Source organism: Paenibacillus sp. FSL H7-0331, from assembly GCF_001956045.1.
The window spans coordinates 71,860-96,722 of sequence record NZ_MRTH01000014.1; the positions used below are offsets into that span (position 1 = coordinate 71,860).

Sequence of the window (24,863 nt, forward strand, 5' to 3'; positions counted from 1 at the left end):
CTACCCCCAAATTAACCCATACTGGTCTGAATTCATCCAAAAATCAAGAATAGTTAAATGAGAAACAAATTCCCCCCACAATTGTGGATATACGGGATGTTTATAGTCCTGATATTCAATTATGATTCCTGCATTTTTAAATTGAGCTTCATCTAAGTAATCTATACCTAGTGCACCTGAAATATATTGATCCGCCTTAAAGTATCTGCATATATCTAAAATTAAATCTGATTTTTTACTGTCAATAGGAAGGTCTGCAAGTCGATATATTGGAGTCGTTATACCTAATTGCTTAAACCAAAATTTGGTATGTTCCATACATAAATCTGTTAGAAATATGTATTCTTGTGAATAAAGCCGTTCTAAAATTTCATATTTTTCTTCGAATCTCGGAGCCCTCTTATAATTAAGATAGATTGTCTTTAAATGGTCTTTTCTCCAATCTACTTCGTCACTCACTTGAATTTGATTTAAAGGTAAATCCCGATGGCCTTTCGATTTAACAGGGATTGTCACCCATAGACTTCCATTAGAGGTCTTGATTTTGTTACGATTAATAAAACTACGCACCTCGTATTGTACATTATCCATATAAACATAGACGTCACTTCGCTTTATTTTATCAAAGTATCCTAACCAAGGAAGATAAGCAGGCTGGTGCGCGGTAATAATCAAATGGAATCAATCCCTTTTCTCATTTTCAAGTCTCTGTTTATAATAACCTTCTTTTACTTCCATAGGATTACCCTTTACAAGAGAATATGGTGGAATCTGAACACCCTCAACAATAGTGCCTGCAGCAACTACCGAATGATGCCCAATTACAGCTCCACCCTTAATGAAACTATGCGATCCAATAAAAACGTTATGTTCAATGTGTATATCCTTACGGTCAATCTCTGTAGAGAGCCCAATACATTTTTTATGTGAATCCGCACAATTGATTGATACAAAGGATGCGATATCGCAGTTTTCTCCAATCGTCACATTGGCTCCCTTTGCATTGACTTCAGACATGGCGCCAATATAAACATTTTCACCAATCCTTGGATCTCCATTAATCCAAACTAATGGGTGAAACTCATTGAGTTTAAAATTGCTTAATTCGGCAAATTGTTGGCGGAACTGATTGGTTTTACCCATTATTTAAAATCACCCCACTGAAGTAATGATCCCTTTTGAATAGAGCGAGTTGACGTTTTGTCCAATAAGTCATTAAAAAAGGCAGGTTCCATTCCATTTCCAGGTCTTCTTAAGCCAATAGATCTAACACTCAGCACTTCGCCTTCTTCAATATCTTTAAGGGCGATTATACTTCGACGTGCAAGCACCTTCATCTTCTCTTCAGCAGCTGTAGGTTTCACAATTGGATCCCCAAGCATTCTAAAGGCTGAGCGGATTGAATCTGACCATACTTTGAGGCTTTCTGGATTTTCTGAAAACCAGTGATCGGGTCCCGGCAAGTCATGGTTCAAAGTAAAATGTTTTTCAAAAAAACAAGCACCAAAAGAAACAGCTAGCGAAGAGGCTAAACTCCCTTGAGTATGATCGGAGAAACCAAGTGATAAATGGGGAAATGCATTTGATAAGGTTCTAAGTTTTAATAAATTAACATCGTTTTCGGGCGTAGGATACTGTGAAGTACACAATAGCAAAATGACAGGATATCCGTTAAAGGCACCTACCGTGTTTAATGAAGTATATACTTCTGCTAAATCGGCCATACCACAGGAAATTATCAATGGAAGCCCTGTGTCTGCATAACTTCTGAGCAAAGGAAGATTGGTGAAGTCATCTGACCCCACCTTAATGGCGGTAATACCCAGTTCAAGTAACAACTTTAGATCGGAGTAATTTTGTGGGGTTGATAAAAACAATATCTTCTCTGCATCACACTTCTCTTTGATTGCGAACCATTCTTCTCGTGAAAACTCATATCTTCGGAACATTTCCAACATGGATTCCGTTACTTCTTTTCCTTGAGAATTGTACGTGTAGGTTTGATTTGGGTCACCGACAAATTCATCCGCTTTAAAAGTTTGAAACTTTATCGCATCAACCCCCGCTTGTTTCGCTGCCTCTATCATACGAAATGCAGTGTTCACATCTCCATTATGATTAATTCCAGCTTCGGCAACAATGAACGGAGCACCATTCCTTTCAACAATCCGCGTACCGATTTTAATTTGTTCGCTCATTCGATTACAGCGCCCTTCTTACAGTATGAAGTATGTACTCAGCTACTCTATGCTTACCTTTTCCATCAATGGTGTGTCTGCCGATACGACTCATTTCCTTACGGGATGCGGATGACTCAACCAAAGTTGAAAATTTATTAAGAAAATCATCTCCATCTTGATTTATCTCTATACTTATACCTTTCGAATGAAACGTTCCAACTAGGTCCCTTTGGTTGTCTGCAGTTATAACACAAAGTGATGGGACTCCTAAACAGGCTAGTTCATACATAGTGGAACCTCCTGCTGTTACAGCCAAATCCTGTTCCCATATTAAATCCGCCATATTCGTTACATTTCTATACATTTGCACAGAATGAATATCCGTTACTTTTTCATGATTTATAAAATGAGATAATTGATGCTCATAAGGATAATGAACACCCAATACTATTGATATCTGCAAGCTGAACTTTTGAAACTTTAAAAGTTCCTTAATAAAATGTATTGTATTGTTTTCAAGGTCTGCCCCGCCAAATGTAAGCAAAACTTTCTCAGCTTGATCAGATATCGACTTTATATAAGGAGCATACAGTTGAAAAGCATCACGTAGCATACTAAAATCTGTACCCATCAACAAGGTAGGCTTAGTATTTACTTGAGAATACCTATCGGCAGTCGCATATATATTCTGATTAAGAACCGCATCGCATTTGAATTGGGAAAATAAATATATATCATCGACTAACATAGTTGGCACCAGATCTGCTATATAATTAAAATGATCAAGCTCAATTCGATACGAATCCCAAATTAGATAATCGATTCCTAATCCTACGATAATCTCCCTTAATTGATTCACTTCGCTATAGTTATTATGAATCGGGACTGTCTTCATGGGTGAGATAGCAAAACGCTGAATCACTTCATGACCACCCGAATTAGTAGCAAAAACAACAGAAGCCCCTTTTCGGGACAACTCTTGAGCCAGGGTGATACAACGCATGACATGTCCCGAGCCTATTTGTTCAGAAGCATCGCACCGAAATAAAATAGTTGGTCGTTCCACTTTCATACAGTTCCCCTTATACTTTTTGCTCCACATTAGCATTAATTTTTATAAGATGTGGGTTCCGCTCCATCAGTTTAATACATTCCTTCCAAGAGAATATTTCCCCTGGAATATACAATTGACGATATATCTCTTGAATCAATCTCCAATCTTCTTCGGTATCCAGGGTCCAACGGTAACTAGAGAGATTATCCTCTCCAGAAAAAGTTGTCAACTTAAACCATTCGGGATGCTCATAAATATAATGACATACATGCTCCCGCTCGTCTTCTCGTTGAGCTTCATTATAAGCTCTTTCTAGAGCGGAAAATGATATTACTTCCGTATCTAATCCCCTTGGAAATGTTCTCTCTGTCACATTATCGCAGTAGTCCATACCTGCAATCGACAAAAATTTTTCAATTGTAAGATTGGAAATGTCGGGATCCAATAAAGGGCAATCTGAAGTAACTCGCACTATAACATCCGCATTTCTGCTTACAGCGGCTTCATAATATCTGCTTAGTACATCGTCCTCACTACCCCTGTGACATAAAACACCGAGCTTATCGGCCTCAATTTCAATTATGTTATCTTGAGCCTTCGTAGTTGTAGCGACAACTACTTCGGAGGAAAGACTAATTGCTTTACATCTTTCAACGACATGAGCCAGCACCGTCTTTCCTTCTAATTGAAGCATAACTTTGCCCGGTAAACGAGTAGATCCCATTCTAGCCTGTATAACTGTAACTACTTTCATAGTAACAACTCCAGAATCATTTTACTTTTTCAAGCAGGAACATTTGATCCACGTTATCTTCTTTTAAATACTTGTATCTATTTTCTCGAACTAATTTTAAATCAGGAAACAGTTTTAAATATAATTCCGCAAAATTGGTTTTCCATAGCTTACCCTTGTGTCCTCTGTAATTAATCTCTTCATATTGTTCCGAAAAGTACTCAAATCCCCATATATAACGGTTGCTCGTCCTATATATCTCTGTAAGTGCCTGATTAATATCTTTAGGTGAAATATGGATCAACACTCCGGATGTATATACGACATCGAAATAGCTGTTTCTAAAGGGGATATCAAAAGCCGACCCTTGTATGATATTAATTCCTCGGGTTAATTCTTTTGATTTCTCAACAGCATAGGATTGTAATTCTATTCCATATAAATTGTTATATCCATTCGATTGCAAGTGGTTTAGTTGATTGCCAATATTACACCCTACCTCTAAAACACTATTAATCGAAGTATTATTAAAAATGAACGTAATCATATCTGTTCGAGAAACACCATATTGATCTTGATAAAACGCATCCAACTCTTCTGGGGAGAAAATGCTTCGTTCAGTATACTCCTCCCCAAACTTCCCTTTCCAAAATTCCATTTCTTCAGTTATCACTTTATCATTCCCCTTCCCCTTCATTTCCTGTTGTTAAATCAATTGTTCGTTTCTTAACCACTGCCTCAATGTTTCTTTATCGATTGTTGTATTACCGTCTCTAATATGACTAAAATCCTTCAATTTTTCAGAATCGGCATAAAGATGAATCTTGTCGGTAAAGGAGGAGGGAATGATATACATATCCGATGTTTCCAAAGCGAATCTTGCCTCATCCTCGGTCATTAATTCTTCGTACATTTTTTCACCCGGACGCAACCCGATATTATCAATAGCGATGGTATCCGAAATGTTATATTTTGAAGTAACTTCTTCAATAAGAACCTCTGTTAATACAGACATTTTGATCACTGGCATTTTAAGTACAAATACTTCACCACCGCGAGCCAGAGATGTTGCCTTAAACATTAATGAAATAGCCTGTTTTGGTGTCATCATAAACCTCAGCATATTGAGATCGGTTACTGTTACGCGTCTATTGTTCATAATCTGCTGTTGAAATAATGGGATAACCGAACCCCTGGACCCCATGACATTACCGAATCTCACAGAGAAAAAAACTGTGGTTTTATTACCCTTTTGAATTTCGGCAGCTGAGATTAACCGCTCAGCCGTAAGTTTTGATGCGCCATATACATTGGTTGGAGCTATAGCTTTATCTGTACTCGTGAAGAGCACTTTTTTAACTTTGCTCTGTAAAGCCGCTTGGATAACGTTCTGTGTCCCAATAATATTAGTCTGTACTGCTTCAAAGGGATTATATTCGCATGCTGGGACATGCTTCATCGCAGCGGCATGGAACACATAATCCACATCTTCCATAGCTCTTAGCAATCTATTGTAATCTCGAATATCGCCAATAAGGTATCTTACGTTTTCAAGATTCCCCAGCGTTTGCTGAAGCTCAAATTGCTTATATTCATCGCGGCTAAATATCCTGATTATGGATGGTTCTGCTTTTAGCAGCATGTTTAACACATGCTTTCCTATAGTTCCGGTTCCACCAATAATTAAAATTTTAGCACCTTTAAACATTTCATTCACCGATAGTTTCCTCCGCAAATTCATCAGTATGCAGCTTATAAATGTGCCTGTTGCTCTTCTCTTAATTCAACTACAGTAAATCGGATGTATTGCTGTATTTTCAGAAAAAGATCCTCAATAGTTACGAAAGCTTCTTCTACAGCATAAAGATACCCTGCAAAAGCTTGAACAGTAAGTTTTACTTTTTCCTGTATGTCTCCTGTCTCCCTTATAACCTGAGTTTGTCTTTGCAATATATCCAGATCTGCCTTGATCATCGGTTTTATATAAACCTGAAAAAAGTCATTATCAGACAATCTTTTGAACGCATTATCGAATTTCGGAAACTCTTTGCGCAGTTGGTTCAACTCATTAAATTTCGATAAGGCATCCATTTTACGCAGTGCACTTGTTACTTTGTTAAATAAATTCGTAAAGTTATCGTATTCAGACTTCATTTTGTTAACCTGTTGGATTAACACCTCTAAATCATTTATTGTTTTTGTTCCTTCGTGCCAATTCGGATCAACCACTTTCTTATCTAAATATTGCTCTATCACTTCTTCGAGCGCTACATAATCGGTTCCCCTAATTTTCGCTCCACCTTTGGTGGTATTAATGGTTCGCATGGTTGTCATATTTTCCAAATAAGATTCCATTTGGCGTCTTCCTAAATTATGGCCAAAATCTGATTGGATTTGCTGTCCATCTACACCATCAACTAATATAGTATTTTGTTTTTCACTATCAGACAAGTCCTCGCTTTGTCGGTATGAATATTCTATACCCTTTGCATAATACTGGTCGTTGCGGTAACCAAAGTTCTGTCCTACCATTATGACAAGCTCACAACCCAGCTTGTATATTAATTCTAAGGTTACAGTAGCAATAGTGGGTGCATCTAATACCACTTCGTGAGGTTCTGTTTTTAAATAATAGGAAGATATTGTATCTTGGCTTGTCAACATGTATAACATTGGACCAGGATATAATTTTACTGTATTAAACCCCACAGTCGTACCATAAATAATCGGAATATCCATTTTCTCAGTAATAATTTCTTCGAAAACAAGATGATTATAAGTATTCGGGTCATATGAGGTAACTGCATCCGGATAAATACCATGCTTTATCAACGCTTTATTAGCCGATCCAATTGAAAATATATAAGCCAATCCTTCATTCTTAATTCGTCTAAGATTCTCAATTTCATCCTCAAGAGATGGTCCTGCCCCAACCATTATAATCGGTTTACCAGCAAAAACACTCCTTTTCTCACGAATTACATTTTGAGTTTCCAATACCTTTGTGAAATTATGCAAGCTATTTACAGTCCATAGTCGTTCATAAGCTTTATTCGTTGCCTGGCTACTTCGTTTCACGTTAAGCGCATTTTTAAATGCCTGCAAAAACGATTTAGTTTTCTCCGCATACAATCGATCATAAACCGGGTGCACAATGATCAAAACATTTTTCAGCATTAGTTCTACCATTTGTTGTATAGCTATTGCTTCAAAGACATCCATATATTCAACAAAGAGGTTCTTAAAATTTTTGGTTGGAAGATTTTCCAGTTTCTTATTACAGAGCAATTGATAAAACACATTAGGATCAGGCTCGTAAAGTGAGTACCCCTTATCTGAGTGCCGGTTCATCAATGCCTCCACCTGATAACCCAATCCAACGCCATAGAAGAATACATGATCATAATTGGCTATGTCCTCTTCATATTGCTGCACCCAACGCTCAGCTTCTTCGACAGGGTTATATTTACTATGAATATAATTCTCCTTGTTATCCTTAGTTATTTTCAAATAAGGAAGTCCTGATTTACCTGCCGCTACTTCATAATTTTCAGCATTTATTTGGTCTTGCACTGCGTTGAAAAATGTTAAAATGCTAGGGTATCTTTTTTTTAGAAAAGCTACATTATCTATGAGTATCATCAAATTTCTACCTCATTCTTCTTAGAGTCAAGATACACTTGAAGCCTATCAAATAAGGGAATAAACTCATGGACAATCATATCTGCAATTAGAACGGAATCTTGATTGATTAAAGCTTCTTGAAAATCACCTAATTTATCTTCAAGTTCTCTTTTAAGTTCATCTAAAATCTGTTCAGTTGTGTAAACAGTTCTGAGCGATCTTAGTACGGAATCAAGCCATTCAAATGCTTCGAGAAGATGTTCCAGTTCAGCCCACGCTTCTTTGCCAGGACCTTGATAGAATAAATCAGCTAATCGATTCATAGAAGGTGTAGCCCTTAGCAGATACTCAGATCCTTCAGTAACTAAAGAACTGTGCAACTCAGATATACTTGCTGTAACTACCTGAACCCTATCGATGGATTCTATATGACTTTCAATATATTCCTCTAAAGATCCTATTACTTCCTGGTCGTCGACCTGATAGTTTAAAACATATAACCCGCTGTTCGCAAGACTGATCTCAACCGTTTGAAGTAGATTGGGAATCTGATTGACTTCATTTGCAAATTCATATTGTTTTCCTAGTAACTCCAGAATCATATGTTGTAACCCCCATCAAATATTGCAACTCTAATTCTATTATCGGCTTTGATTTTGTTTTTCTGTATAGATAATATTAACAGGCCCCGGTTGATTTCTCAATCGGGACCTGTTTCCTCAATATGGGTTTATTGCATTAATAAAAGAACTTGCTGGGACTGCTGATTCGCCTGGGCCAACATCGCCTGAGAAGCTTTCGAGAGAATGCTGTTCTTGGCATAAGCCATGGTTTCCTTTGCCATGTCAATATCGCGAATACGTGATTCGGATGCAGTCAAATTCTCGGAAAAAACACTAAGATTAAAAATCGTATTTTCCAAACGATTCTGAATCGCACCGAGTTTAGCACGTTCATCCGATACACGTTCCATCGCATTATCGATAACTGCCAGAGACCAACGAGACTGTGAGGCTGTGCTGACATCAATGTGCGTCAATCTTAATGATACTGTATCGGCGCTATTGATATCGATAGCATCTGTTATTCGTTGATTAGCTCCAGTCTGAATCAATAAAGCTGAGTTTCGAGACGCGTCTTGTGCCTGTTGAGTAACATTAAAACTCCCGAACGGCCGATTGAAACCACCCACGGATGTTGAATCAGTCGCAGACTTCGATGCAGAGAGCTTCAAGTTGCTTATATCGTATAAAGCACCCTTCTTGCCCTCAACTCGAATCGTCCCTTTCATCAGATCTAGACCAACAGAAGCTCCTTGAAACGCATCCACTGAACGCATCAGCGCCATAAGATCCCCAACCGTTGATTCTTCTCGAACTTCCATCGAAGCGCTGAAGCCTTTTCCGTCTTGAGTGCCGGTAAAAGCGATGATGTTCCCTGCCGTCAATCCAAGAGTATTGTGATCATGATCCGTCAATTCAGACAATCGAGTATTGCTAGCAAGATTACGATTCTCTGCATCCGTACCAGTAGTTGAAATATTGGTAGGTGTCGTTCCTTTCACAGCCGTTAGTGCAGCACCTGGAGCCAAGGAGGCATCAAACAAAGCACTAACACCAGAAGCACCGGTTATTGAACTGATTGAAAACTTGGATGCTGCTGTTAATGTTGTCAACCGTAAAGTCTCACCAAGACCGCTAACTTTCGTGGAAACTTGAATAGCACCGATACCGAAAGCTTTATCTAGCTCTGCCTGCAAGCCTTTAACTATCGCGTCTCGTGTCGTCAATCCCGATCCAGTAGGTGTAGCCATTTCAATATTCGGTTGATCCAATAAATTGATAACAGCTGATTTATTCCCAAGAACAACAGTAAGCTTATATTGATCCAGGTTGTTCGCTGTACCACTTAAATTCACTCCGGCTGCAATATTATTAACACCGGAGATATTTCCGGCAGCACCACCAAATCCTAGTGCACCTAAAGCGCTCTGATCCGATGCTGTCGAATCAAGAATCTTGACGGAGGATGCGGACCCTGTTGATACAGATTCAAATTCGATCTTATTATCTTCTGTCAGGCGAGCTTGAACCTTGCCATTTACAACCGCGTCGCTCCCAATTTGGTTGTTGATTTCATTAACAAGATCTGCTTTTGTTGTATAGAGCTTTGATGACAACGAAATGGTTCTCAACTCTCCGTCATCTACAGACAGTCTAAATTGGTCATTTACTCCTGCTGCAATAAGTATGCCATCGGAGTAACCCATCAAGCTGTTGGTTCCTTGTGCCGTTACCGTCGAACCGGATAGGATAATGCCACCAGATGTATCGGCAGCAAGACCAAAAATATTAGTTAAGCCGGCGGAAGCAGAAACATGAAACACGCTGGTCTTTACATTTGATTTTAAACTCAATTTGCCATTGTTGTCATCTACGCTCACAGCACTAATGCCAAATGCAGCATCCAATTGACTCTGAATCTCAATCTTAAGAGTACTTAAAGAATAGCTTGTGCTGTTAGACAACGTAATTGTCGCGCTTCCGCTGCCAAGATTCACAGCAAACTGACCTGAAGTGACACCATTCGTAATATTAATTCCAGCACTTATATCCAAAGCCCCTGCAATTTTATCTTGGTATCCTCTAAACCCCATTGCAGAAAGCGCGGAACGGTTATCTGTGCCGGAGCCGAATGAAAATACCGTCTTATCTCCCGCCTCTTTAGTAGTAACTTTAAGCTTGCCGTCTACTACAGAAACTTGCACTTGGCTTTTCTCAACGTAGAAGCCGGATTGTATTAATGCAGCATTGATTGCTTGCTCTACAGCGCTAGCGAATCCAGCCTGTGTATACCCGCTCCCTGTGCTAGCCGCGATAAAAGCACCGGATACATTCGTGGTACCATTAATGCTGAAGGTGAAGTTGTCATTGACTCCCGTAATAATTCTAACCCTCTCATCCAAAGTATTGAACGAAGTTTCCGAGTACCCAACTCCCGTAACGGTTTGAACGGAACCTCTTTCAGTGATAGAGCTTCCACCTAATGCCCTTCCAGCGGTCCCAATAATATCTGCAGCATCTACAACATTAGAAATGACTGTGGACCCTTGTAGCTCCTTGGATGCTGTTAAACTTCCATTTAACAGCTTTTTCGTATTGAACTCAGTTGTATAAGCAACCCGATCCACTTCTGCTTTAAGCTGCTGCACTTCTTTCTGCAATTGCATCCGGTCGGAATCCGTGTAGGACTCATTAGACGATTGCACAGCAAGTTCACGCATCCTCTGCAAAATATTATGCGTCGTACTAAGCGCCGCTTCTGCAGTTTGAATGAGTGATATGCCGTCCTGAGCATTGCGAGATGCTTGATTCAACCCTCGGATTTGACCACGCATTTTTTCTGATATGGCCAATCCAGCCGCATCATCACCTGCACGATTAATACGAAGGCCAGAAGATAGCTTTTCAATAGACTTATATGCAGCCGTATTATTATCAGTAAACTGTCGATGAGTATTGATCGCCGACATATTATGATTGATTCTCATGCAACTCTCCTCCTTCCTTCACTCGACCTCTCCGGATGTCCACCTGGATGGTTTATAGTAGAAAAGACTCTAGAAATTCTAGAGTCTTTTCCCTGATGTGAAAGATGAATTATCTTAGCAGTTGCAGTACGCCTTGCGGCTGTTGGTTGGCTTGAGCCAGCATCGCTTGAGCAGCTTGGGAAAGGATGTTGTTCTTTGTGAAATCCATCATTTCTTTCGCCATGTCTACATCGCGGATACGGGATTCGGAAGCTGTTAAGTTTTCCGAAGATGTTCCCAAGTTGTTGATCGTGTACTCTAAACGGTTTTGGATAGCACCAAGCTTAGCGCGTTCTGCAGAAACCGACTCAAGGGCGTTGTTAACAACGCTGATAGCGGATTGTGCACCATCTTTTGTACTTACATCAACATTGGAAATTTTCAATGAAGCAGCGCTGACGTTATTGATGTCCAGAGCTACCGTTTGACCTTGGTTAGCACCGATTTGCATGGACAAGGAAGCGTCCGTTGCTGCATCTTGTGCTTGTTGCGTTACTTTAAAGCTGCCGAATGTTCTGTTGAAGTTACCTACAGCAGTTGTATCCGTAGCTGATTTTTGAGCGGAGAAGTTCAGGTTGCTGATATCGTACTTCTCGCCGTTCTTACCAACAATGTTGATAGTTCCTTTGGCAATATCAAGAGCAACCGAAGCTCCGGCAAATGCATCTATGGAACGAACAGCTCCTAGCAAATCACCAATTGTTGAGCTATCATTCAAAGTAAGTGATGCCTTAAACTCTTTACCATCTTGAGTACCAGCAATCGAGATAACATTACCTTTGCTTAAACCAAGCTTATTGTTGTCAGAGTCTGTCAAATCCTTCAATAACGAGTTGGTTGCAAGCGTGTTATCAACCGCATCAGTACCTGTTGTTGTCACATTCGTAGGTGTTGTGCCGAGAAGTGCCGTTCCTGAACCTGCGCTAGTAAAGAGTGCAGACACACCCTCTCCAGCTGCGCCCGCAGCACCAACACCTGTTATCTTAAATGTGGAGGCAGCTGTGATTGTGTTAAGTTTCAACGTTTCCGCAGTTCCACTAAGAACTATGCTTACATTAATGGCATCCTTGCCGAATGCTTTATCCAATTCTGCTTGAAGACCTTTAATAATGGCGTCTTTGGTTGTAAGTCCGCTAGCAACTGTCGTACTTTGGATAATGTTAGGTTGATCCAATAAATTAAGAGTTGCTGTTTTACTGCCCAATGTAACATTCAATTTATAATGATCAGGAGTAGCTGCCGTACCGCTTAACGAGAATCCTGAAACAATGTCTATACCGCCGCTAGCAGTAATACTGCCTGCAGACGGACCGTAACCTAAAGCACCAAGTGCCGATTGAGCAGCAGCGCCCGGATTAGATACAACCACGGATGAGCTGGAACCAGTTGCTATAGATGTAAATGAAATTTTGTTATCTGCGCCCAAGCTTGCTTGGACTTTACCCGTCAATTGGGTATTACTACCAATTTGGTTGTTAATTTCATTCACCAGATCGGATTTAGTTGCATACAGCTTCGCTGACAAGCTCAAAGTTACTGCAGCTCCACCATCAACCGCAAGATTGAACTGATCATTTACACCAGCAGCAATATTAATTCCGTTACCGTAACCTAGAGTAGTGTTAGTACCAGCAATATTCACGGTAGAACCAGAGTTAATTAAACCACCAGATGTTCCAGCAACAATTCCAAATGCATCTACCGCTGCAGCACCGGATACAACAAAGTAGTCAGCACGAATACTAGTATTAAATTGAAGCTTACCAGTACCATCGTCGCTTACAGTTACAGCATTACCAAATGTGGCGCTAAGTTGAGTGTTAATATCATTAAGAAGTCCTGGTTTGTCATAAGGTGTAATGGCTAGGGCAATAGTTGCCGTTTTGTTCCCTACAGTGACTTCGAAGGCACCTGAAGCTGCAGCAACAAGATCCAGACCGCCATTAATAGAAATTGTGCTCTTAATAGAGTTTTGGTAACCTTTGACACCCAAAGTTGAGAGTGCAGTACCGCTGGTAACAGCAGCACCCGAAATTATGGAGAAGTTAGTTCCTTTTCCTACTTCTGCTGAAGTAAACACCAATTTATTATCAGCGGAAATCGAAACTTTAATTTGGTTTTCTTGAACATTTTTACCGGATACGTTTAACTGAGTATTGATCGCAGTTTCCACAGCTTTAGCAAACTCTTCTCTGGTATACCCAGATCCGGTACTTGCCGCTATAGTTACCCCAGAGAAAACTGCTGCAGTACTAGCAGCGGCACCGCTTATTTTGAATGCAAAATCATCATTAACGCCGGTTTGAACAGTAGTGCGCTCTTCTAAAGCGTTAAATGCTGTTACTGAGTAGCCTGTACCTGTTACAGTTTGAACCGAACCACGCTCTGTAATTGAAGTTCCACCAACAGCTGTACCCGCACTTGCAGCCACATCCGCTACGTCTACTTTAGCAGAATTAGCAGCAGTTCCTTGCAATGCTTTAGTTGCTGTCAAGCTACCGTTCAACAATTTCTTAGTATTGAACTCTGTAGTGTATGCAATGCGGTCAACTTCGGATTTCAACTGTTCAACTTCTTTTTGAAGTTGTGCACGGTCAGAGTCAGTCGAAGTATCATTCGCGGATTGAACGGAAAGTTCACGCATACGTTGAAGAATGTTATGAGTAGTGCTCATTGCACCCTCAGCTGTTTGAACAAGAGAGATTGCATCTTGAGCATTACGGGAAGCTTGATCCAAACCACGGATTTGACCACGCATTTTTTCAGAAATTGCTAAGCCGGCAGCGTCATCGCCTGCACGATTGATACGGTAACCTGAGGACAATTTCTCCAAAGATTTTCCTGTGCTTGCTGTGTTGCTAGTCAACTGACGGTGCGTGTTCATTGCTGCTAAGTTGTGATTAATTCTCATTGTCTTTTCACTCCTTGAATGGGTTACCCACTTCCATGTGGGGGTTCTGACATACTACTCCAACAGGTCGGCCGTTCCTGTCGAATAGTGCCTATAGACTATATCGAACTTTCAACTGCAAATATGAATAGTGATTTTAAAATATTCCAGATTTTATTTTTCCCGCTTCGCATACAGCTTATTAAGCTGCTCCATATCAGGCAGTCGTAAGGATGCCTCTCGGTTATTCTGCTTAATCGCCTCATACACTTCCTTACGATTCACCTGCACATTCTTAGGTGCTTGAATACCAAGTTTGACAACGTCTCCTTCTACTCCCAACACGATGACTTCGATCTGATCACCAATGATAATGGATTCACCTTTTTTTCTGGCAAGGACGAGCATTACAGATCTCCCCCTTCCATAATGGAGTGCTCAATGGGAATTAATTTTTGCTTAACTGTATACTTCGTTCCTTGCAGAATAATTTGTTTACCCAGAAGGTCTTTATTATTTAGAATGATGGGCGCAAGCAGATTGATTGTCGCATCCTCCAGGCTTTCACGAATCGATACGATATTCCAAACCAGTACATCTGCTTCTTCCTCAATGGTTAATTCCTGCTTTACGTCCTCAGAGATTTCAAATTCATACTCTGGATAAAAGGCAAATGGACTTACAACTATGAATGCAACATCCCCATCCTCAACGGATTGGAGGAAAGAAAAGGGCAGCTCCAGGTTCGGCTTAATAATAACAAATTGGTGCAATTGCTCGAACCCAGGTATTCCCTGAGGAAAAGTAATGATCTCTGTATTCTGAATCTCGATCTTGCCAAAACGAACCGTGCTTATTTCCATAATATTGTAGTCCCTCCCGAAAAATAAAAAACTATAGACGTGTTAGTCTATAGTTTAGTATCAATTTGCGGTGGAGTAAACTCAATTTTGGCATAGCTCAACATCTGAAAGTCGAATTTACCTCGTTGAGCGCTGATCTCTGGTGGATTGACTCTGGCTGTAATCTTCGCTCCACCTTCTTGTACTTGAATATCCGGTTTACCCGCTTCATAATGAATGTCGACATTATCGTAAGAGGGCTCCCCGGCAAAATTCATTTCTGGAAAGCTGACTCGGAAATCCTTGCCCATATCGGCGATAGGATTTCCACCCTCATGAATCGCCCACATCCGATTGCCGTCCTCTACCCTTTTGGCTATGCCCTGCAACCAAACATCACGCGCGCCGGAATAAATGCGAAGCATGACTTCCAAATTGTTAGCCTTGCCCAATGCGTCCCACGCTTTGCTTTGGTCGATATCCATAGTCCCTTTTGGTTGTTTGATATCCATTTGCGCAGGTACTTGCTCAATCTCCTGCGTTGGACGAGGCTGCCTGATTTGCTGTTCTGCAGAATCCGAATCAATCCGATAGCTTGCATTCTCTGAGCGAAATTGAAGCTGAGGAATAGGAAACATCTCAACCTGCCTCCTTCATAATTACCTCAAGAAATCCATCAAACTCGGTTGAATGATCTTCGCTCCAGTTGATAAAGACGCCTGATAAATATTTTCTGCAACCTTCAGATTCGTAATAACACCAGCCATATCGGCATCCTCTGTCTTGGATTGGAGACTCTCTACGTTTAAGCTAATATCCTTCAACCTCTCATCCGTAAGCTCAATTCGATTCATTTTGGCTCCGATATCAGCACGCACATCCAGAAATTTGTTCATTCGTGAATCAAAATCCCCGATGGCCTTATTGATTGCAGTGAAGTCACCTGCACCAAGCGCCGTAACAAAGTCTTGTGTAATCTTAAACATATTATCTGTGTCCGTCAGTTCACCGAACACACGATTGCCGGGAACGTTCACAGGTATTTTAACCCCAGCGCCAATTTCGAAATCAATCATCCCTGTGTCGGCTTGTTCGGTTACTGCATTTTCCAAAGTGTAAGGTTTTAGATTGGTCAACTCACCGTTAAATACATACTTACCGTTGAATTGACTGTTTCCAATATCAACAATCTGTTCATACAGCTGAGAGGATTCTGCCTTCATTGTATCTAGAGCTGCTTGTGGGTTCGTTCCATTCGAAGCCTTAACTGCCATCTCACGCAGCTTTTGTATAACTTCTCCTGCCTGACCCATTACGGTATCTGTAAACGACATCCATGAGGTAGCCGAATTTGTATTAGACTGGAACTGCTCATTAGTGGATAACTCGCTGCGATAACGCATTGAAAAGCTGATGCCTACAGGATCATCGGATGGCTTGTTCAACCGCCGTCCTGTAGCCAGCTGATTTTGCATATTGTCCATACCTTTGAGATTATTATTTAAATTACGCAGGAATTGGGTACTCATCATCCCTTGGGTAACTCTTTGCATCTGGACCTCTCCTTTCTTTCATGAAACTAACGTCTACTATCTGCCTACAACACCCATGCTGTTAATGACTTTATCAAGCGCTTCATCGTAGACGGTCATCGCTCTGGCCGCTGCATTATAAGCATGCTGAAATTTAATCATGTTCGACATTTCTTCATCCATGGAAACTCCGCTTACTGATTGTCTTCTGGCATCTACCTGCTCAACCAGAACCTTTTGATTCGCAGCCTGCCGATCAGCCTCTTGTCCCTGCACACCCAATTGTCCAACTACAGCTCGGAAAAATTCATCCAGCGTGCCATCCTTCAAAACGACAGTCCCCGTGCCCGTTGGATCGAATTTGAAAGATTGCTGACGAAGCCCTGCTATGAGCAGTGACATATCGTTATTGCCCCGAACCACTTTCTCCACATTATCTACCGGATCCACATAGGTTCTGAGTGCTGCAGCAATATTGGAAACGTTGTGTTCAATAGTAGGATTCACGATAATATTAGCTGCAGTGATAGCACCACCATCGCTGCTCTTAAAGAAATCCTCACCCGTGGCAAACGTACCATTATTGAGTACATAACCAAGCTTGTGCAGTCCATTAAAGCCCTTAACGGTAATATTTCTATCATCCGATTCCTTAAGCGTTCTATCTGCCACTGTACCCGAATAGGTTTTCGCGCCCACAACGGTTCCTTCCGGTACAACGGACCCCGCTGGCAAGGTAACTGTTACATCGCCTTCGACCATCGTTTTAATCATAGTGTCGATTTCGTTCTGATAAGAAGTTACCAAGACATCTCGTGATTGGATCATGCCATACACTTCTCCGCTGCTTAAATCACCACCATAGCTTCCCTGAAGCGAGGCTGCGGTAACCGTAGACGCCACGTTAAAACCATCTACCAGAACCTGAGCACCCATGGATACCGTATAGCCGCTATCATCCTCTTTAACGGTTATATTAATGGTTTTCGATAAATCATCCAGCAATACATCGCGTTGATCCCGAAGATCGTTCGCATTATTACCCAGACCCTCAATACGGTAGATTTCATTATTAAGCTTAGCAATTTGATCTGTTGTTGAATTGATATAGGTCGTTTTTACATTAATATTATCAGTCAAATCTCGAGAAAGATCGGACAATTGCTTAGAGGTAAAATTGAATGCATCAGCCATTGCCAAGGCACTCTCCTTAACAACGGCACGGCCTGTCAAATTATCCGGCGCTTTACTTAGCTCCTGCCATGCATTCCAAAAATTTTGAATAACTTGACGAACCCCTGTATCCGATGGTTCATTAATAATGCCCTGGAGCTTATCAAGCGTATCTTGACGTACCGTCCACTCGCCGGATGATTTATTTTCATTATAGAACTGGGAATCAAGATGCTTTTCCCTAATTCGTGTAATGGAGGAAAACTCAACGCTTTGCCCCATCTGTCCAGGCACTGTGCTCCTCTGCAATCCAATGGCTTCCATCGGCTTTGCCGCCACCATGTTAACTACCTGCCGGGAGTATCCCCGTGTGTTGGCATTGGCAACGTTATGACCAGTTGTATTCAATGCCTCTTGTTGTGTAAATAAGGCACGCTTCGATATTTCTATTCCACCAAATGTTGACCGCATAGCGCGAGGTCTCCTTCCAATTGATCGTGCTCGTGTATAGTATGAGGCTTGTGCCTGTTATGCTCTGGTATCAAAAATGCCAAGTCGCTTGTTGTTGCCACGAGCATTGTGATGAGGCTTATGATAAAAGGCTTCATCATCGGGTGGTCCCACGATTAGATCCAAAGAATAATCGATGAAAGATAACGAATGCTCGATTAGCTGTTGATTCAATTGATTCATTTCCCTAAGCTTTCGTATCGTACCCAGAAGCTGCTTTTGCAGCGCTAGCAATGTTTTCTTTTCTTCCATATTAAAAATAATTTTCGTTAAATCGCTCACGGTCACTTTGGGATTAGGCTTGTAGCCCTTTTCCATTAAAAATTCTCCAATCACTTTCAAACGCTGCTGATCCAACTCACCAAGCTGCTTGATCAGTTTGTTTTCCTTGGCCACGATTTGTGTCAGCCTCTCCACATTGTTGTGGATGAGCACCTGCTTCTTCTCTTCAGCCAACTCGCACAATGCATCGTGTACATCGTTGAATGCCGTCATTGTTTGAATCAAAGCCTGAAATGCCATACTACTCATCCACCTAGTTGTTTAGATTCAGTATTAATTTATAAACGGAAAAAGCTTTTCTGCAAGTGTCCTGGCATCCAATTTGTAAGTTCCTGCTGCGACTGAATTTTTTAATGATTCAATCTTTTCTTTCGAGTGTTCCACCTTTGAAGGATTCAATGAACCTAACAGCTCCTTGGCCTCATTCGATATCTCCACTTGATCTTTCTTCTTACCGGATTTACCGGTTGTGGAGACAGACAGAGCATCATGGTTCTTTTGATATTGATTAACGGCACCGATCCGATTAGTTCCATTTATCTTCATGAAAAACACCTTCTTTCAATTAAAATAACTTCACCGATAAAGCGTTATACCTTTTATCGGTGAAGTTACAGCAAAAGTTTATATTAAGTTTTGAGAATGCCTTGTTTTAGAAACGATCCTTTAAACGGTCCTGGATTTTAAATGTGTTGTGGTTCTCCTGTGCTTCCCGCAGCTTTTTGCGATTTTCATCCTCATGCATCTGATTGGTTTCTTTAGCAAGCTTGGAGCGACATGGTTCGCACATCGTATTTTCACGAATTGCGGTACCGCATACTTCACAATCATAGGTCATATTCGGGTTGCCTTTGATGGAGATGCGCCCTTCACGAATAAATTTGGTGATGAGCTGATGAGATACCCCGGTGGCTTCGCTTAATTCAGTGATTGAGCAGGAACGAAACTCTCTTAAATACTTCAGGCACTTATCATACTGCAAATCGATTTCCTTGATACAATTCCCACACATGCCATACATATTCTTTAAATAGACTTTCCCACAACGTTGACAATTAGCCACATTTAAAGTCATTATTTTATCCCCTTCCGAAACATCAAAAAATAGCATCATGTTACATCTAGTGTAGCTTACAAGTCAAACGCTTGTACACTATAATTTGGAACGTTTATGGAAATAAATATTTATCTTGCCCAGCTAATCCCGTATACGGCTACATCCAGCTCCATTGTGATCACTTTTGCACATTCACTCAATGTACTCCCAGTGGTATATACATCATCAATAACATACAGTCTTACGGCCTTACGTGCCGCCATCATTTGCAAGCTGCTGCGGACAGCAGGATTCAGCGCAAATACCCCTTGTAAATCGGCCAAGCGATCCCCGCGTGTCTTGAAGCTTTGTTTATCCGTATGGCGCACTCTTTCGAGCAGTCCAATTACCGGAATACCAGTTAGCCGGCCAAGCTCCTCGGTTAGCTGCTCAGCTTGATTAAAGCCACGCTCGGCTAATCGCCTTTCACTTAAAGGCACGTAGGTCAACAGCTCAACATAAGAACCTGCAGCGCTTTGAGGATCAGTCTGTCTATGATGCATGTGATAGGCGTGCAGCAGCATTTTGCCGAGCAAAGCCCGTAGCTTTTCATGACCTCGGTACTTAAAAATTCCCAACCATTCCTTCATAAGAGGATTGTAGCTGACAGCACTGCGATTTTGCACAAAATAGGTCTCTCGGCGCCGACTGCAATCCCCGCAGATCTCGGGGCGACCGCAGCATTCGCATTCAACATGCAAGATCCATGGGATGGAGGCGCTGCAAGTATGACAGAGAGGCAGCTCTCCACGTTTGGTATAGGAACCGCTGCATGCGATGCACGAATAACGGCTAGGCGACAACAGGCGCTCTGCTTGCTTCAGACGATCTGATAACCATTGACTTATACGTGCTCCAGTACTGTTAACCGAAGCCGGACCTTGATTACGCGGGTTATTGGGACTTTCTTGTGTTTGGTTACCGCCATGTCGTCCTTCGTGCCGCCCCGTTAATCTTCCTCCCGGTGTATTCATGGGCTCTGTTCTCCCTTCGAACGTAAATATCCCTTCTTTCTGGCTAAGGCGTTCATCGCCTTGATTTGTCGAACGGCTTCCACTTGTTCTCGTGTTCGTTCCTTGGCTGCAAAGAATACCAGACCTGCCGGGTCATCTGCAGAACGACCCGCGCGACCGGCCATTTGCACGAGTGACGCCGAATCAAATAGCTGGGCATCGGCATCCATAATATATACATCCGATTTGGCTATCGTCACCCCACGCTCCAGAATCGTCGTTGTCACCAACATACGAATGTGCTTATTGCGAAAATCGATGACCTTTTGCGCGCGCAGCTCGTCCTTGGAGGAGGTGCCTTGTATGACAATACCAGAAAATATCCGTCTCAGGAGCTGCACAAATGGCTCTATAAGCTGGATTTTCGGTACAAAAATAAAAATTTGGGCGCCCCTGTTCAACGAAATGCTGAGTTTATCATGAAGGCTGCGCGGTATAGCTGCACGTTTTTGCTGCTGTGACAAGGAAGGTGTGGGCAGCAGGACGGGTACTGGCAGAGGATGACGATGATATCTTGCTGCCACCTTCACATGAGGAAGTCTACCGCGCTCAGCGGCTCTCTGAAGCTGTCTGGGAGGTGTTGCTGACAACAGCAGGGTTACACCATCGATCGTGCAGACCTTACGCGCCGCATATTCAAGCATAGGGCTATTGTGATAAGGAAACGCATCGATCTCATCAATAATAACCAGATCAAAAGCCCGCTCGAATCGCAGCAACTGATGTGTGGTGGCTATCGTCAGAGTTCCTGTATCCCAACGCTGCTCGCTTCCCCCATACAATGTGACTACAGGCAGCGGAGCAAAAGCTTTTTCCAGTCTTGGCCTGAGCTCCAGCACCACGTCACGTCTGGGAGTAGCGATTACAACGCATTTGCCTCGGCTCAGCATATATTGAATCATCGGAAAAATCATTTCGGTCTTACCAGCGCCAGTAACCGCCCATATCAAAAATTGCTGCGGTTTATTATGTAATTTGGATTCGGCACCGGCCTTCCATTCATTTCCTTTCAAAAATGTTAATGCTAAATAAGAGGCTTCCGCCTGCACATTACTCAATCCCCAAGGTTCGATATAGGTTTGGAAATCATGCTCTTCTTCTTCCTTCGAACCCGTCTCCTGATCCATATTTGGGTTAGCAGGTGCACTAATCAGAATAGAACAGTAGCGTGAGCGGCCCATCGTCAGACACTGCTCGCAATAAGGACAAGAGGTCCCGCAAAACAAACAATCCGTCATCACCACGTGCTTGGCATCCGCTCCACAGCGTCGGCATTCGTAGATCAGCTTTTGGCTTAAGGATGGAAAGGTTCGCGTATAGTGCAAGCTGATGCCTTGACTCAACTGCAGCTTACCCTGCAAATAACCCATTTGCATATAGAGTAACGGGTCCTTCATAGCCTCCTGCAGCGCATGGTGCTCCATCAATTGATTTGTTTCCTCTACAAGTAAGCTGCGACCTTGCAAGATGCTGACAAGCCCATCCAGCTCGTCCTGTCGAACTGTGGCACTTCCTTCCACCGTCTGCCTGTACCCTTCCCATTGCAGGGAGTCACACTCCAGCAGAAGCCCCTGGTGGCTGCCAGCTCGTCTCGCTAATGGTATGTCCAAGCGTTCTGCCTGTTGTTGTATCGTCTTCAGCAGAAGGTCTGGTGAGCAACCCTTGGCATGCTTGGTGCTTTTCTGCATTTCATTCAGCTTGGCAGTCAACGTAAGAGCTTGTCCAAATGAAACAGCAGGTTCAAGCACCCAAATTTTCAAAGAATTCGGATGCTCGCCGAACCAATAGGCCATATCAGCCCTTACATCCAAAGTTAAATGCCACGAATAAGCTTTATCGTTAATTAATGCATAAATGACCGTCTTCATCTCTCACCCTTACCACTTGAATTTTCACAGCATTTTGTAAGCGGTTTCTAAAATTTCTTGATGCCCGAGCCGAATTACCATAACCTGCTGATCTTCGTGTCGTGCTATCCATTCATCCAGCGTATTTTGTTCGTCAAAGCTTTGTATCTCAATTTGATAGGTAACCCGTAACCGTTCAGCAATCGCCAAAGTTTCATCCGTGGAGCCTTGATCCGCTATAATCATCTGAATATCTCTACCCTTTAGCTTGGAGAAGAACTGCAAGGATCGAATGAACCATTCCACCTGTGTTTGATTATTATACGTGATCAACCAGACATATACTTTTTTCGGGTTTGTCTGCAGCTCCCGCCGATAATACCAATGCATCAAGACGATACTGGCAGCATAACTGCCCACAATCCATAATAACCCCACCATCATCGCGGCTCCCTCCTTAAGCCATTATATGCCGCGACGAGTTGGTTGGTTCCTAAGGCTACAACGTGACCCAGCCGTTTTTGATCGCAACGATAACAGCTTGCGTACGATCATCAACTTCCATTTTCTGTAAAATACTGCTTACATGGTTTTTGACTGTTTTTTCACTAATAAACAAAAATTCGCCAATCATCTTATTGCTTTTGCCTTCAGCCATTAAACGCAATACTTCCGCTTCTCTTCTTGTCAGTGGACTGCTGTCGCTATGTATGTACTTGACCCCTGCTTCTTTGGAGACGATGCCCGCACCTGCTACACCAACCTCATCCAGATAGGTCATACGCCGCAGCTGATTGATCAGCTTCCCTGTCACCTTGGGATGGATATAAGCATGTCCTGCAACTACAGAGCGAATCGCGTTAATTAACGACTCAGCCTCCATGTCCTTCAGCAAATAACCGGACGCGCCTTTGCGCAGCGTTTCAAACACATAGCTCTCATCATCATGAATCGACAAAATGATAACCTTGATGTCCGGAAAAATTTCCTTCAGCTTGCCAGTCGCTACTACACCATTTTCAATAGGCATATTAATATCCATAAGGACGATATCCGGATTGAGCGTGTTGCACAGTTCGATGACTTGAATCCCATCACCGCATTCGCCTACAACCTCAAGGTCGTTTTCCATGTTTAAGATCCGCTTGACACCTTCGCGAAATAACTGATGGTCATCGGCAAGAACTAATCGAATATTGCGTTTCGTACTCCCTGCTGTTAACTCCATAATTACCCCTCCTTCGATTCTAGTTTGATAGGAATTAGCATTGAGACCTTGGCCCCTGCACCTACGTCTGATTCCACTTCCATTCTGCCTTCCAGCAGTTCAACACGTTCACGCATTCCCATCAGTCCGTAATGACTGCCTTTATCGATTTTTTTATCGATCTGCTCGACTACAAAACCAATACCGTTATCCTTGACGGTTACTTTCACCATCTGCTGTTGATAGGTGAGCTCCAAAGTTACATGGGAGGCTTGAGAGTGCTTCAGTACATTGGAAAAAGCTTCCTGCACAACTCGAAAAATGGCAACTTCCATTCCCGAAGGCAACCGTGCTTCTTTCCCAGCCAGTTCGATTTTGGTGCGTATTTTTGTTTTTTCTTCATAATCCTGAATGAACTTTCGTAGTGCCGGGACAAGGCCCAAATCATCCAGAGCCATCGGACGAAGATTGAAAATGATTTTACGAACCTCTTCGATCCCACTTCTAACCTGAATCTTCAAATCGACAAGCTCTTCCTTGGCGGAACTAATCGTATCCCTGTTCAGCATACGTTCAACTATTTCGGTTCGAAGCACGACATTAGCCAGTGTTTGCGCTAATCCATCATGGATTTCCCGTGCAATCCGCTTTCGTTCCTCTTCTTGTGCCAAAATAATTTTTAACCCAATCAGTTGGCGATTTTTGGCTGATTCCAATAAACGCGTAACCTGATCCAAATCACCATCCAAATATTCCAGCACCACATTAACCTGGGACACGACCGACTCTGCACGCTCAAGCTGCTTATCTACATTTTTGATTCGCTTTTGCAAATCATCCCGTCTTGCCTTCAAATGCAGTTCTTTTTCTCTGAGCATGGCAAGCTGAGTCTGCATTTGAGTCGCAAGCTCATAAGCTGCACGAATATCGTCTTCCTTAAACCGCTTAAAATCACGGCTGACTTCGGTAAGACGCACGCGTGCCCGGCGATACTCCATTTCAAATCGGTCAACTTTATTAATCGTGTTTGTTGTTTCTTCCATAACCTGCTGTAATTCGCTGTTCAGAGCTTGTCGTTCTGACCGAACACTTTCACAGATTTCGAAAATTTGATATTTGCTACTTTCCATGACATCAATCGCATTTTTGATAACGCGATCCAAAGCATCCACTTGCATGCCAGTCAGACTCCTTCCAGCGATTCCATACACAAAAGTCTGCTCGTCAAAATGTGCAGTCCCGAACAGACTCCTATGCAATATAGTACCATATTTCGACGCGTTTGTAAGAA

Annotated in this window: 24 protein-coding genes and 1 pseudogene; all 25 read right to left on the reverse strand. The window is 42.1% G+C overall.

The window, feature by feature from the left end; translation table 11 throughout:
- Complete coding sequence (locus BK127_RS21050; RefSeq protein ID WP_076233489.1) at nucleotides 1-675, reverse strand: WbqC family protein; 675 nt, start codon at nucleotides 673-675, stop codon at nucleotides 1-3.
- A gap of 6 nt (nucleotides 676-681) precedes the next feature.
- Nucleotides 682-1,143 (reverse strand): acyltransferase, encoded by a 462-nt coding sequence (locus tag BK127_RS21055; RefSeq protein WP_076233490.1) that lies wholly within the window; start codon nucleotides 1,141-1,143, stop codon nucleotides 682-684.
- Complete coding sequence (locus tag BK127_RS21060; protein WP_076233491.1) at nucleotides 1,143-2,198, reverse strand: N-acetylneuraminate synthase family protein; 1,056 nt, start codon at nucleotides 2,196-2,198, stop codon at nucleotides 1,143-1,145. Before BK127_RS21060 ends, BK127_RS21055 begins: the two co-directional genes overlap by 1 nt.
- Nucleotides 2,199-2,202: 4 nt before the next feature.
- Nucleotides 2,203-3,252 (reverse strand): UDP-2,4-diacetamido-2,4,6-trideoxy-beta-L-altropyranose hydrolase, encoded by a 1,050-nt coding sequence (pseG, locus tag BK127_RS21065; RefSeq protein ID WP_076233492.1) that lies wholly within the window; start codon nucleotides 3,250-3,252, stop codon nucleotides 2,203-2,205.
- 10 nt (nucleotides 3,253-3,262) lie between these two features.
- Complete coding sequence (locus BK127_RS21070; protein WP_076233493.1) at nucleotides 3,263-3,988, reverse strand: cytidylyltransferase domain-containing protein; 726 nt, start codon at nucleotides 3,986-3,988, stop codon at nucleotides 3,263-3,265.
- Between the two features lie 16 nt (nucleotides 3,989-4,004).
- A complete protein-coding gene (locus tag BK127_RS21075) occupies nucleotides 4,005-4,640 on the reverse strand; it encodes a pseudaminic acid biosynthesis-associated methylase (protein ID WP_076233494.1) in 636 nt (211 codons plus the stop codon).
- 33 nt (nucleotides 4,641-4,673) lie between these two features.
- Entirely contained in the window at nucleotides 4,674-5,675 is a 1,002-nt protein-coding gene (locus BK127_RS21080; protein WP_076233606.1) for a polysaccharide biosynthesis protein, read from the reverse strand.
- A 44-nt stretch (nucleotides 5,676-5,719) separates the two neighbouring features.
- On the reverse strand, nucleotides 5,720-7,609 hold the full coding sequence (locus BK127_RS21085; protein WP_076233495.1) for a motility associated factor glycosyltransferase family protein: 1,890 nt from the start codon (nucleotides 7,607-7,609) through the stop codon (nucleotides 5,720-5,722).
- Nucleotides 7,609-8,193 (reverse strand): DUF8042 domain-containing protein, encoded by a 585-nt coding sequence (locus BK127_RS21090; RefSeq protein ID WP_076233496.1) that lies wholly within the window; start codon nucleotides 8,191-8,193, stop codon nucleotides 7,609-7,611. Before BK127_RS21090 ends, BK127_RS21085 begins: the two co-directional genes overlap by 1 nt.
- A gap of 128 nt (nucleotides 8,194-8,321) precedes the next feature.
- A complete protein-coding gene (locus BK127_RS45560; RefSeq protein WP_445667544.1) occupies nucleotides 8,322-10,247 on the reverse strand; it encodes a flagellin in 1,926 nt (641 codons plus the stop codon).
- Nucleotides 10,248-10,721: 474 nt separating this feature from the next.
- Nucleotides 10,722-11,141 (reverse strand): annotated as a pseudogene (locus BK127_RS46085) (flagellin N-terminal helical domain-containing protein); the annotation flags it as partial.
- A 109-nt stretch (nucleotides 11,142-11,250) separates the two neighbouring features.
- Entirely contained in the window at nucleotides 11,251-14,091 is a 2,841-nt protein-coding gene (locus tag BK127_RS46090; protein ID WP_076233498.1) for a flagellin N-terminal helical domain-containing protein, read from the reverse strand.
- Nucleotides 14,092-14,244: 153 nt separating this feature from the next.
- Nucleotides 14,245-14,478, reverse strand: a complete 234-nt coding sequence (gene csrA, locus BK127_RS21105) for a carbon storage regulator CsrA (protein WP_076233499.1) — start codon at nucleotides 14,476-14,478, stop codon at nucleotides 14,245-14,247.
- Complete coding sequence (fliW, locus tag BK127_RS21110; RefSeq protein WP_076233500.1) at nucleotides 14,478-14,933, reverse strand: flagellar assembly protein FliW; 456 nt, start codon at nucleotides 14,931-14,933, stop codon at nucleotides 14,478-14,480. Before fliW ends, csrA begins: the two co-directional genes overlap by 1 nt.
- A 47-nt stretch (nucleotides 14,934-14,980) precedes the next feature.
- Complete coding sequence (locus BK127_RS21115; protein WP_076233501.1) at nucleotides 14,981-15,550, reverse strand: DUF6470 family protein; 570 nt, start codon at nucleotides 15,548-15,550, stop codon at nucleotides 14,981-14,983.
- 21 nt (nucleotides 15,551-15,571) lie between these two features.
- Nucleotides 15,572-16,465 (reverse strand): flagellar hook-associated protein FlgL, encoded by an 894-nt coding sequence (gene flgL, locus BK127_RS21120; RefSeq protein ID WP_076233502.1) that lies wholly within the window; start codon nucleotides 16,463-16,465, stop codon nucleotides 15,572-15,574.
- A 36-nt stretch (nucleotides 16,466-16,501) separates the two neighbouring features.
- A complete protein-coding gene (flgK, locus tag BK127_RS21125) occupies nucleotides 16,502-18,088 on the reverse strand; it encodes a flagellar hook-associated protein FlgK (protein WP_076233503.1) in 1,587 nt (528 codons plus the stop codon).
- 57 nt (nucleotides 18,089-18,145) lie between these two features.
- Nucleotides 18,146-18,649 carry a flagellar protein FlgN gene (locus tag BK127_RS21130; RefSeq protein ID WP_076233504.1) on the reverse strand — a complete coding sequence of 168 codons (504 nt, stop codon included), beginning with the start codon at nucleotides 18,647-18,649 and terminating at the stop codon, nucleotides 18,146-18,148.
- Between the two features lie 33 nt (nucleotides 18,650-18,682).
- Nucleotides 18,683-18,955, reverse strand: coding sequence for a flagellar biosynthesis anti-sigma factor FlgM (gene flgM / locus BK127_RS21135; protein WP_076233505.1), 273 nt, complete (start codon nucleotides 18,953-18,955; stop codon nucleotides 18,683-18,685).
- Between the two features lie 106 nt (nucleotides 18,956-19,061).
- Nucleotides 19,062-19,472, reverse strand: a complete 411-nt coding sequence (locus BK127_RS21140) for a flagellar protein (protein ID WP_305954315.1) — start codon at nucleotides 19,470-19,472, stop codon at nucleotides 19,062-19,064.
- 122 nt (nucleotides 19,473-19,594) lie between these two features.
- Nucleotides 19,595-20,479, reverse strand: a complete 885-nt coding sequence (locus tag BK127_RS21145) for a ComFC family protein (protein ID WP_256711392.1) — start codon at nucleotides 20,477-20,479, stop codon at nucleotides 19,595-19,597.
- Complete coding sequence (locus BK127_RS21150) at nucleotides 20,476-22,386, reverse strand: ATP-dependent helicase ComFA (RefSeq protein WP_076233507.1); 1,911 nt, start codon at nucleotides 22,384-22,386, stop codon at nucleotides 20,476-20,478. Before BK127_RS21150 ends, BK127_RS21145 begins: the two co-directional genes overlap by 4 nt.
- Nucleotides 22,387-22,410: 24 nt before the next feature.
- Nucleotides 22,411-22,809 carry a glycosyltransferase family protein gene (locus tag BK127_RS21155; protein WP_076233508.1) on the reverse strand — a complete coding sequence of 133 codons (399 nt, stop codon included), beginning with the start codon at nucleotides 22,807-22,809 and terminating at the stop codon, nucleotides 22,411-22,413.
- Between the two features lie 55 nt (nucleotides 22,810-22,864).
- Nucleotides 22,865-23,593, reverse strand: coding sequence for a response regulator (locus tag BK127_RS21160; protein WP_076233509.1), 729 nt, complete (start codon nucleotides 23,591-23,593; stop codon nucleotides 22,865-22,867).
- 2 nt (nucleotides 23,594-23,595) lie between these two features.
- Nucleotides 23,596-24,750: a sensor histidine kinase gene (locus BK127_RS21165; protein ID WP_076233510.1), complete on the reverse strand. Its 1,155-nt coding sequence runs from the start codon at nucleotides 24,748-24,750 to the stop codon at nucleotides 23,596-23,598.
- Between the last annotated feature and the right edge of the window lie 113 nt (nucleotides 24,751-24,863).

Excerpts from the sequence above, each read along its gene's own strand:
- BK127_RS21055 (WP_076233490.1), bottom strand. The coding sequence starts at position 1,143 with ATGGGTAAAACCAATCAGTTCCGCCAACAATTTGCCGAATTAAGCAAT.
- BK127_RS21060 (WP_076233491.1), bottom strand. The coding sequence starts at position 2,198 with ATGAGCGAACAAATTAAAATCGGTACGCGGATTGTTGAAAGGAATGGT.
- pseG (WP_076233492.1), bottom strand. The coding sequence starts at position 3,252 with ATGAAAGTGGAACGACCAACTATTTTATTTCGGTGCGATGCTTCTGAA.
- BK127_RS21070 (WP_076233493.1), bottom strand. The coding sequence starts at position 3,988 with ATGAAAGTAGTTACAGTTATACAGGCTAGAATGGGATCTACTCGTTTA.
- BK127_RS21080 (WP_076233606.1), bottom strand. The coding sequence starts at position 5,675 with ATGTTTAAAGGTGCTAAAATTTTAATTATTGGTGGAACCGGAACTATA.
- BK127_RS21085 (WP_076233495.1), bottom strand. The coding sequence starts at position 7,609 with ATGATACTCATAGATAATGTAGCTTTTCTAAAAAAAAGATACCCTAGC.
- BK127_RS21090 (WP_076233496.1), bottom strand. The coding sequence starts at position 8,193 with ATGATTCTGGAGTTACTAGGAAAACAATATGAATTTGCAAATGAAGTC.
- BK127_RS45560 (WP_445667544.1), bottom strand. The coding sequence starts at position 10,247 with ATGGGGTTTAGAGGATACCAAGATAAAATTGCAGGGGCTTTGGATATA.
- BK127_RS46090 (WP_076233498.1), bottom strand. The coding sequence starts at position 14,091 with ATGAGAATTAATCACAACTTAGCAGCAATGAACACGCACCGTCAGTTG.
- csrA (WP_076233499.1), bottom strand. The coding sequence starts at position 14,478 with ATGCTCGTCCTTGCCAGAAAAAAAGGTGAATCCATTATCATTGGTGAT.
- fliW (WP_076233500.1), bottom strand. The coding sequence starts at position 14,933 with ATGGAAATAAGCACGGTTCGTTTTGGCAAGATCGAGATTCAGAATACA.
- BK127_RS21115 (WP_076233501.1), bottom strand. The coding sequence starts at position 15,550 with ATGTTTCCTATTCCTCAGCTTCAATTTCGCTCAGAGAATGCAAGCTAT.
- flgL (WP_076233502.1), bottom strand. The coding sequence starts at position 16,465 with ATGCAAAGAGTTACCCAAGGGATGATGAGTACCCAATTCCTGCGTAAT.
- flgK (WP_076233503.1), bottom strand. The coding sequence starts at position 18,088 with ATGCGGTCAACATTTGGTGGAATAGAAATATCGAAGCGTGCCTTATTT.
- BK127_RS21130 (WP_076233504.1), bottom strand. The coding sequence starts at position 18,649 with ATGGCATTTCAGGCTTTGATTCAAACAATGACGGCATTCAACGATGTA.
- flgM (WP_076233505.1), bottom strand. The coding sequence starts at position 18,955 with ATGAAGATAAATGGAACTAATCGGATCGGTGCCGTTAATCAATATCAA.
- BK127_RS21145 (WP_256711392.1), bottom strand. The coding sequence starts at position 20,479 with ATGAATACACCGGGAGGAAGATTAACGGGGCGGCACGAAGGACGACAT.
- BK127_RS21150 (WP_076233507.1), bottom strand. The coding sequence starts at position 22,386 with ATGAAGACGGTCATTTATGCATTAATTAACGATAAAGCTTATTCGTGG.
- BK127_RS21155 (WP_076233508.1), bottom strand. The coding sequence starts at position 22,809 with ATGATGGTGGGGTTATTATGGATTGTGGGCAGTTATGCTGCCAGTATC.
- BK127_RS21160 (WP_076233509.1), bottom strand. The coding sequence starts at position 23,593 with ATGGAGTTAACAGCAGGGAGTACGAAACGCAATATTCGATTAGTTCTT.
- BK127_RS21165 (WP_076233510.1), bottom strand. The coding sequence starts at position 24,750 with ATGCAAGTGGATGCTTTGGATCGCGTTATCAAAAATGCGATTGATGTC.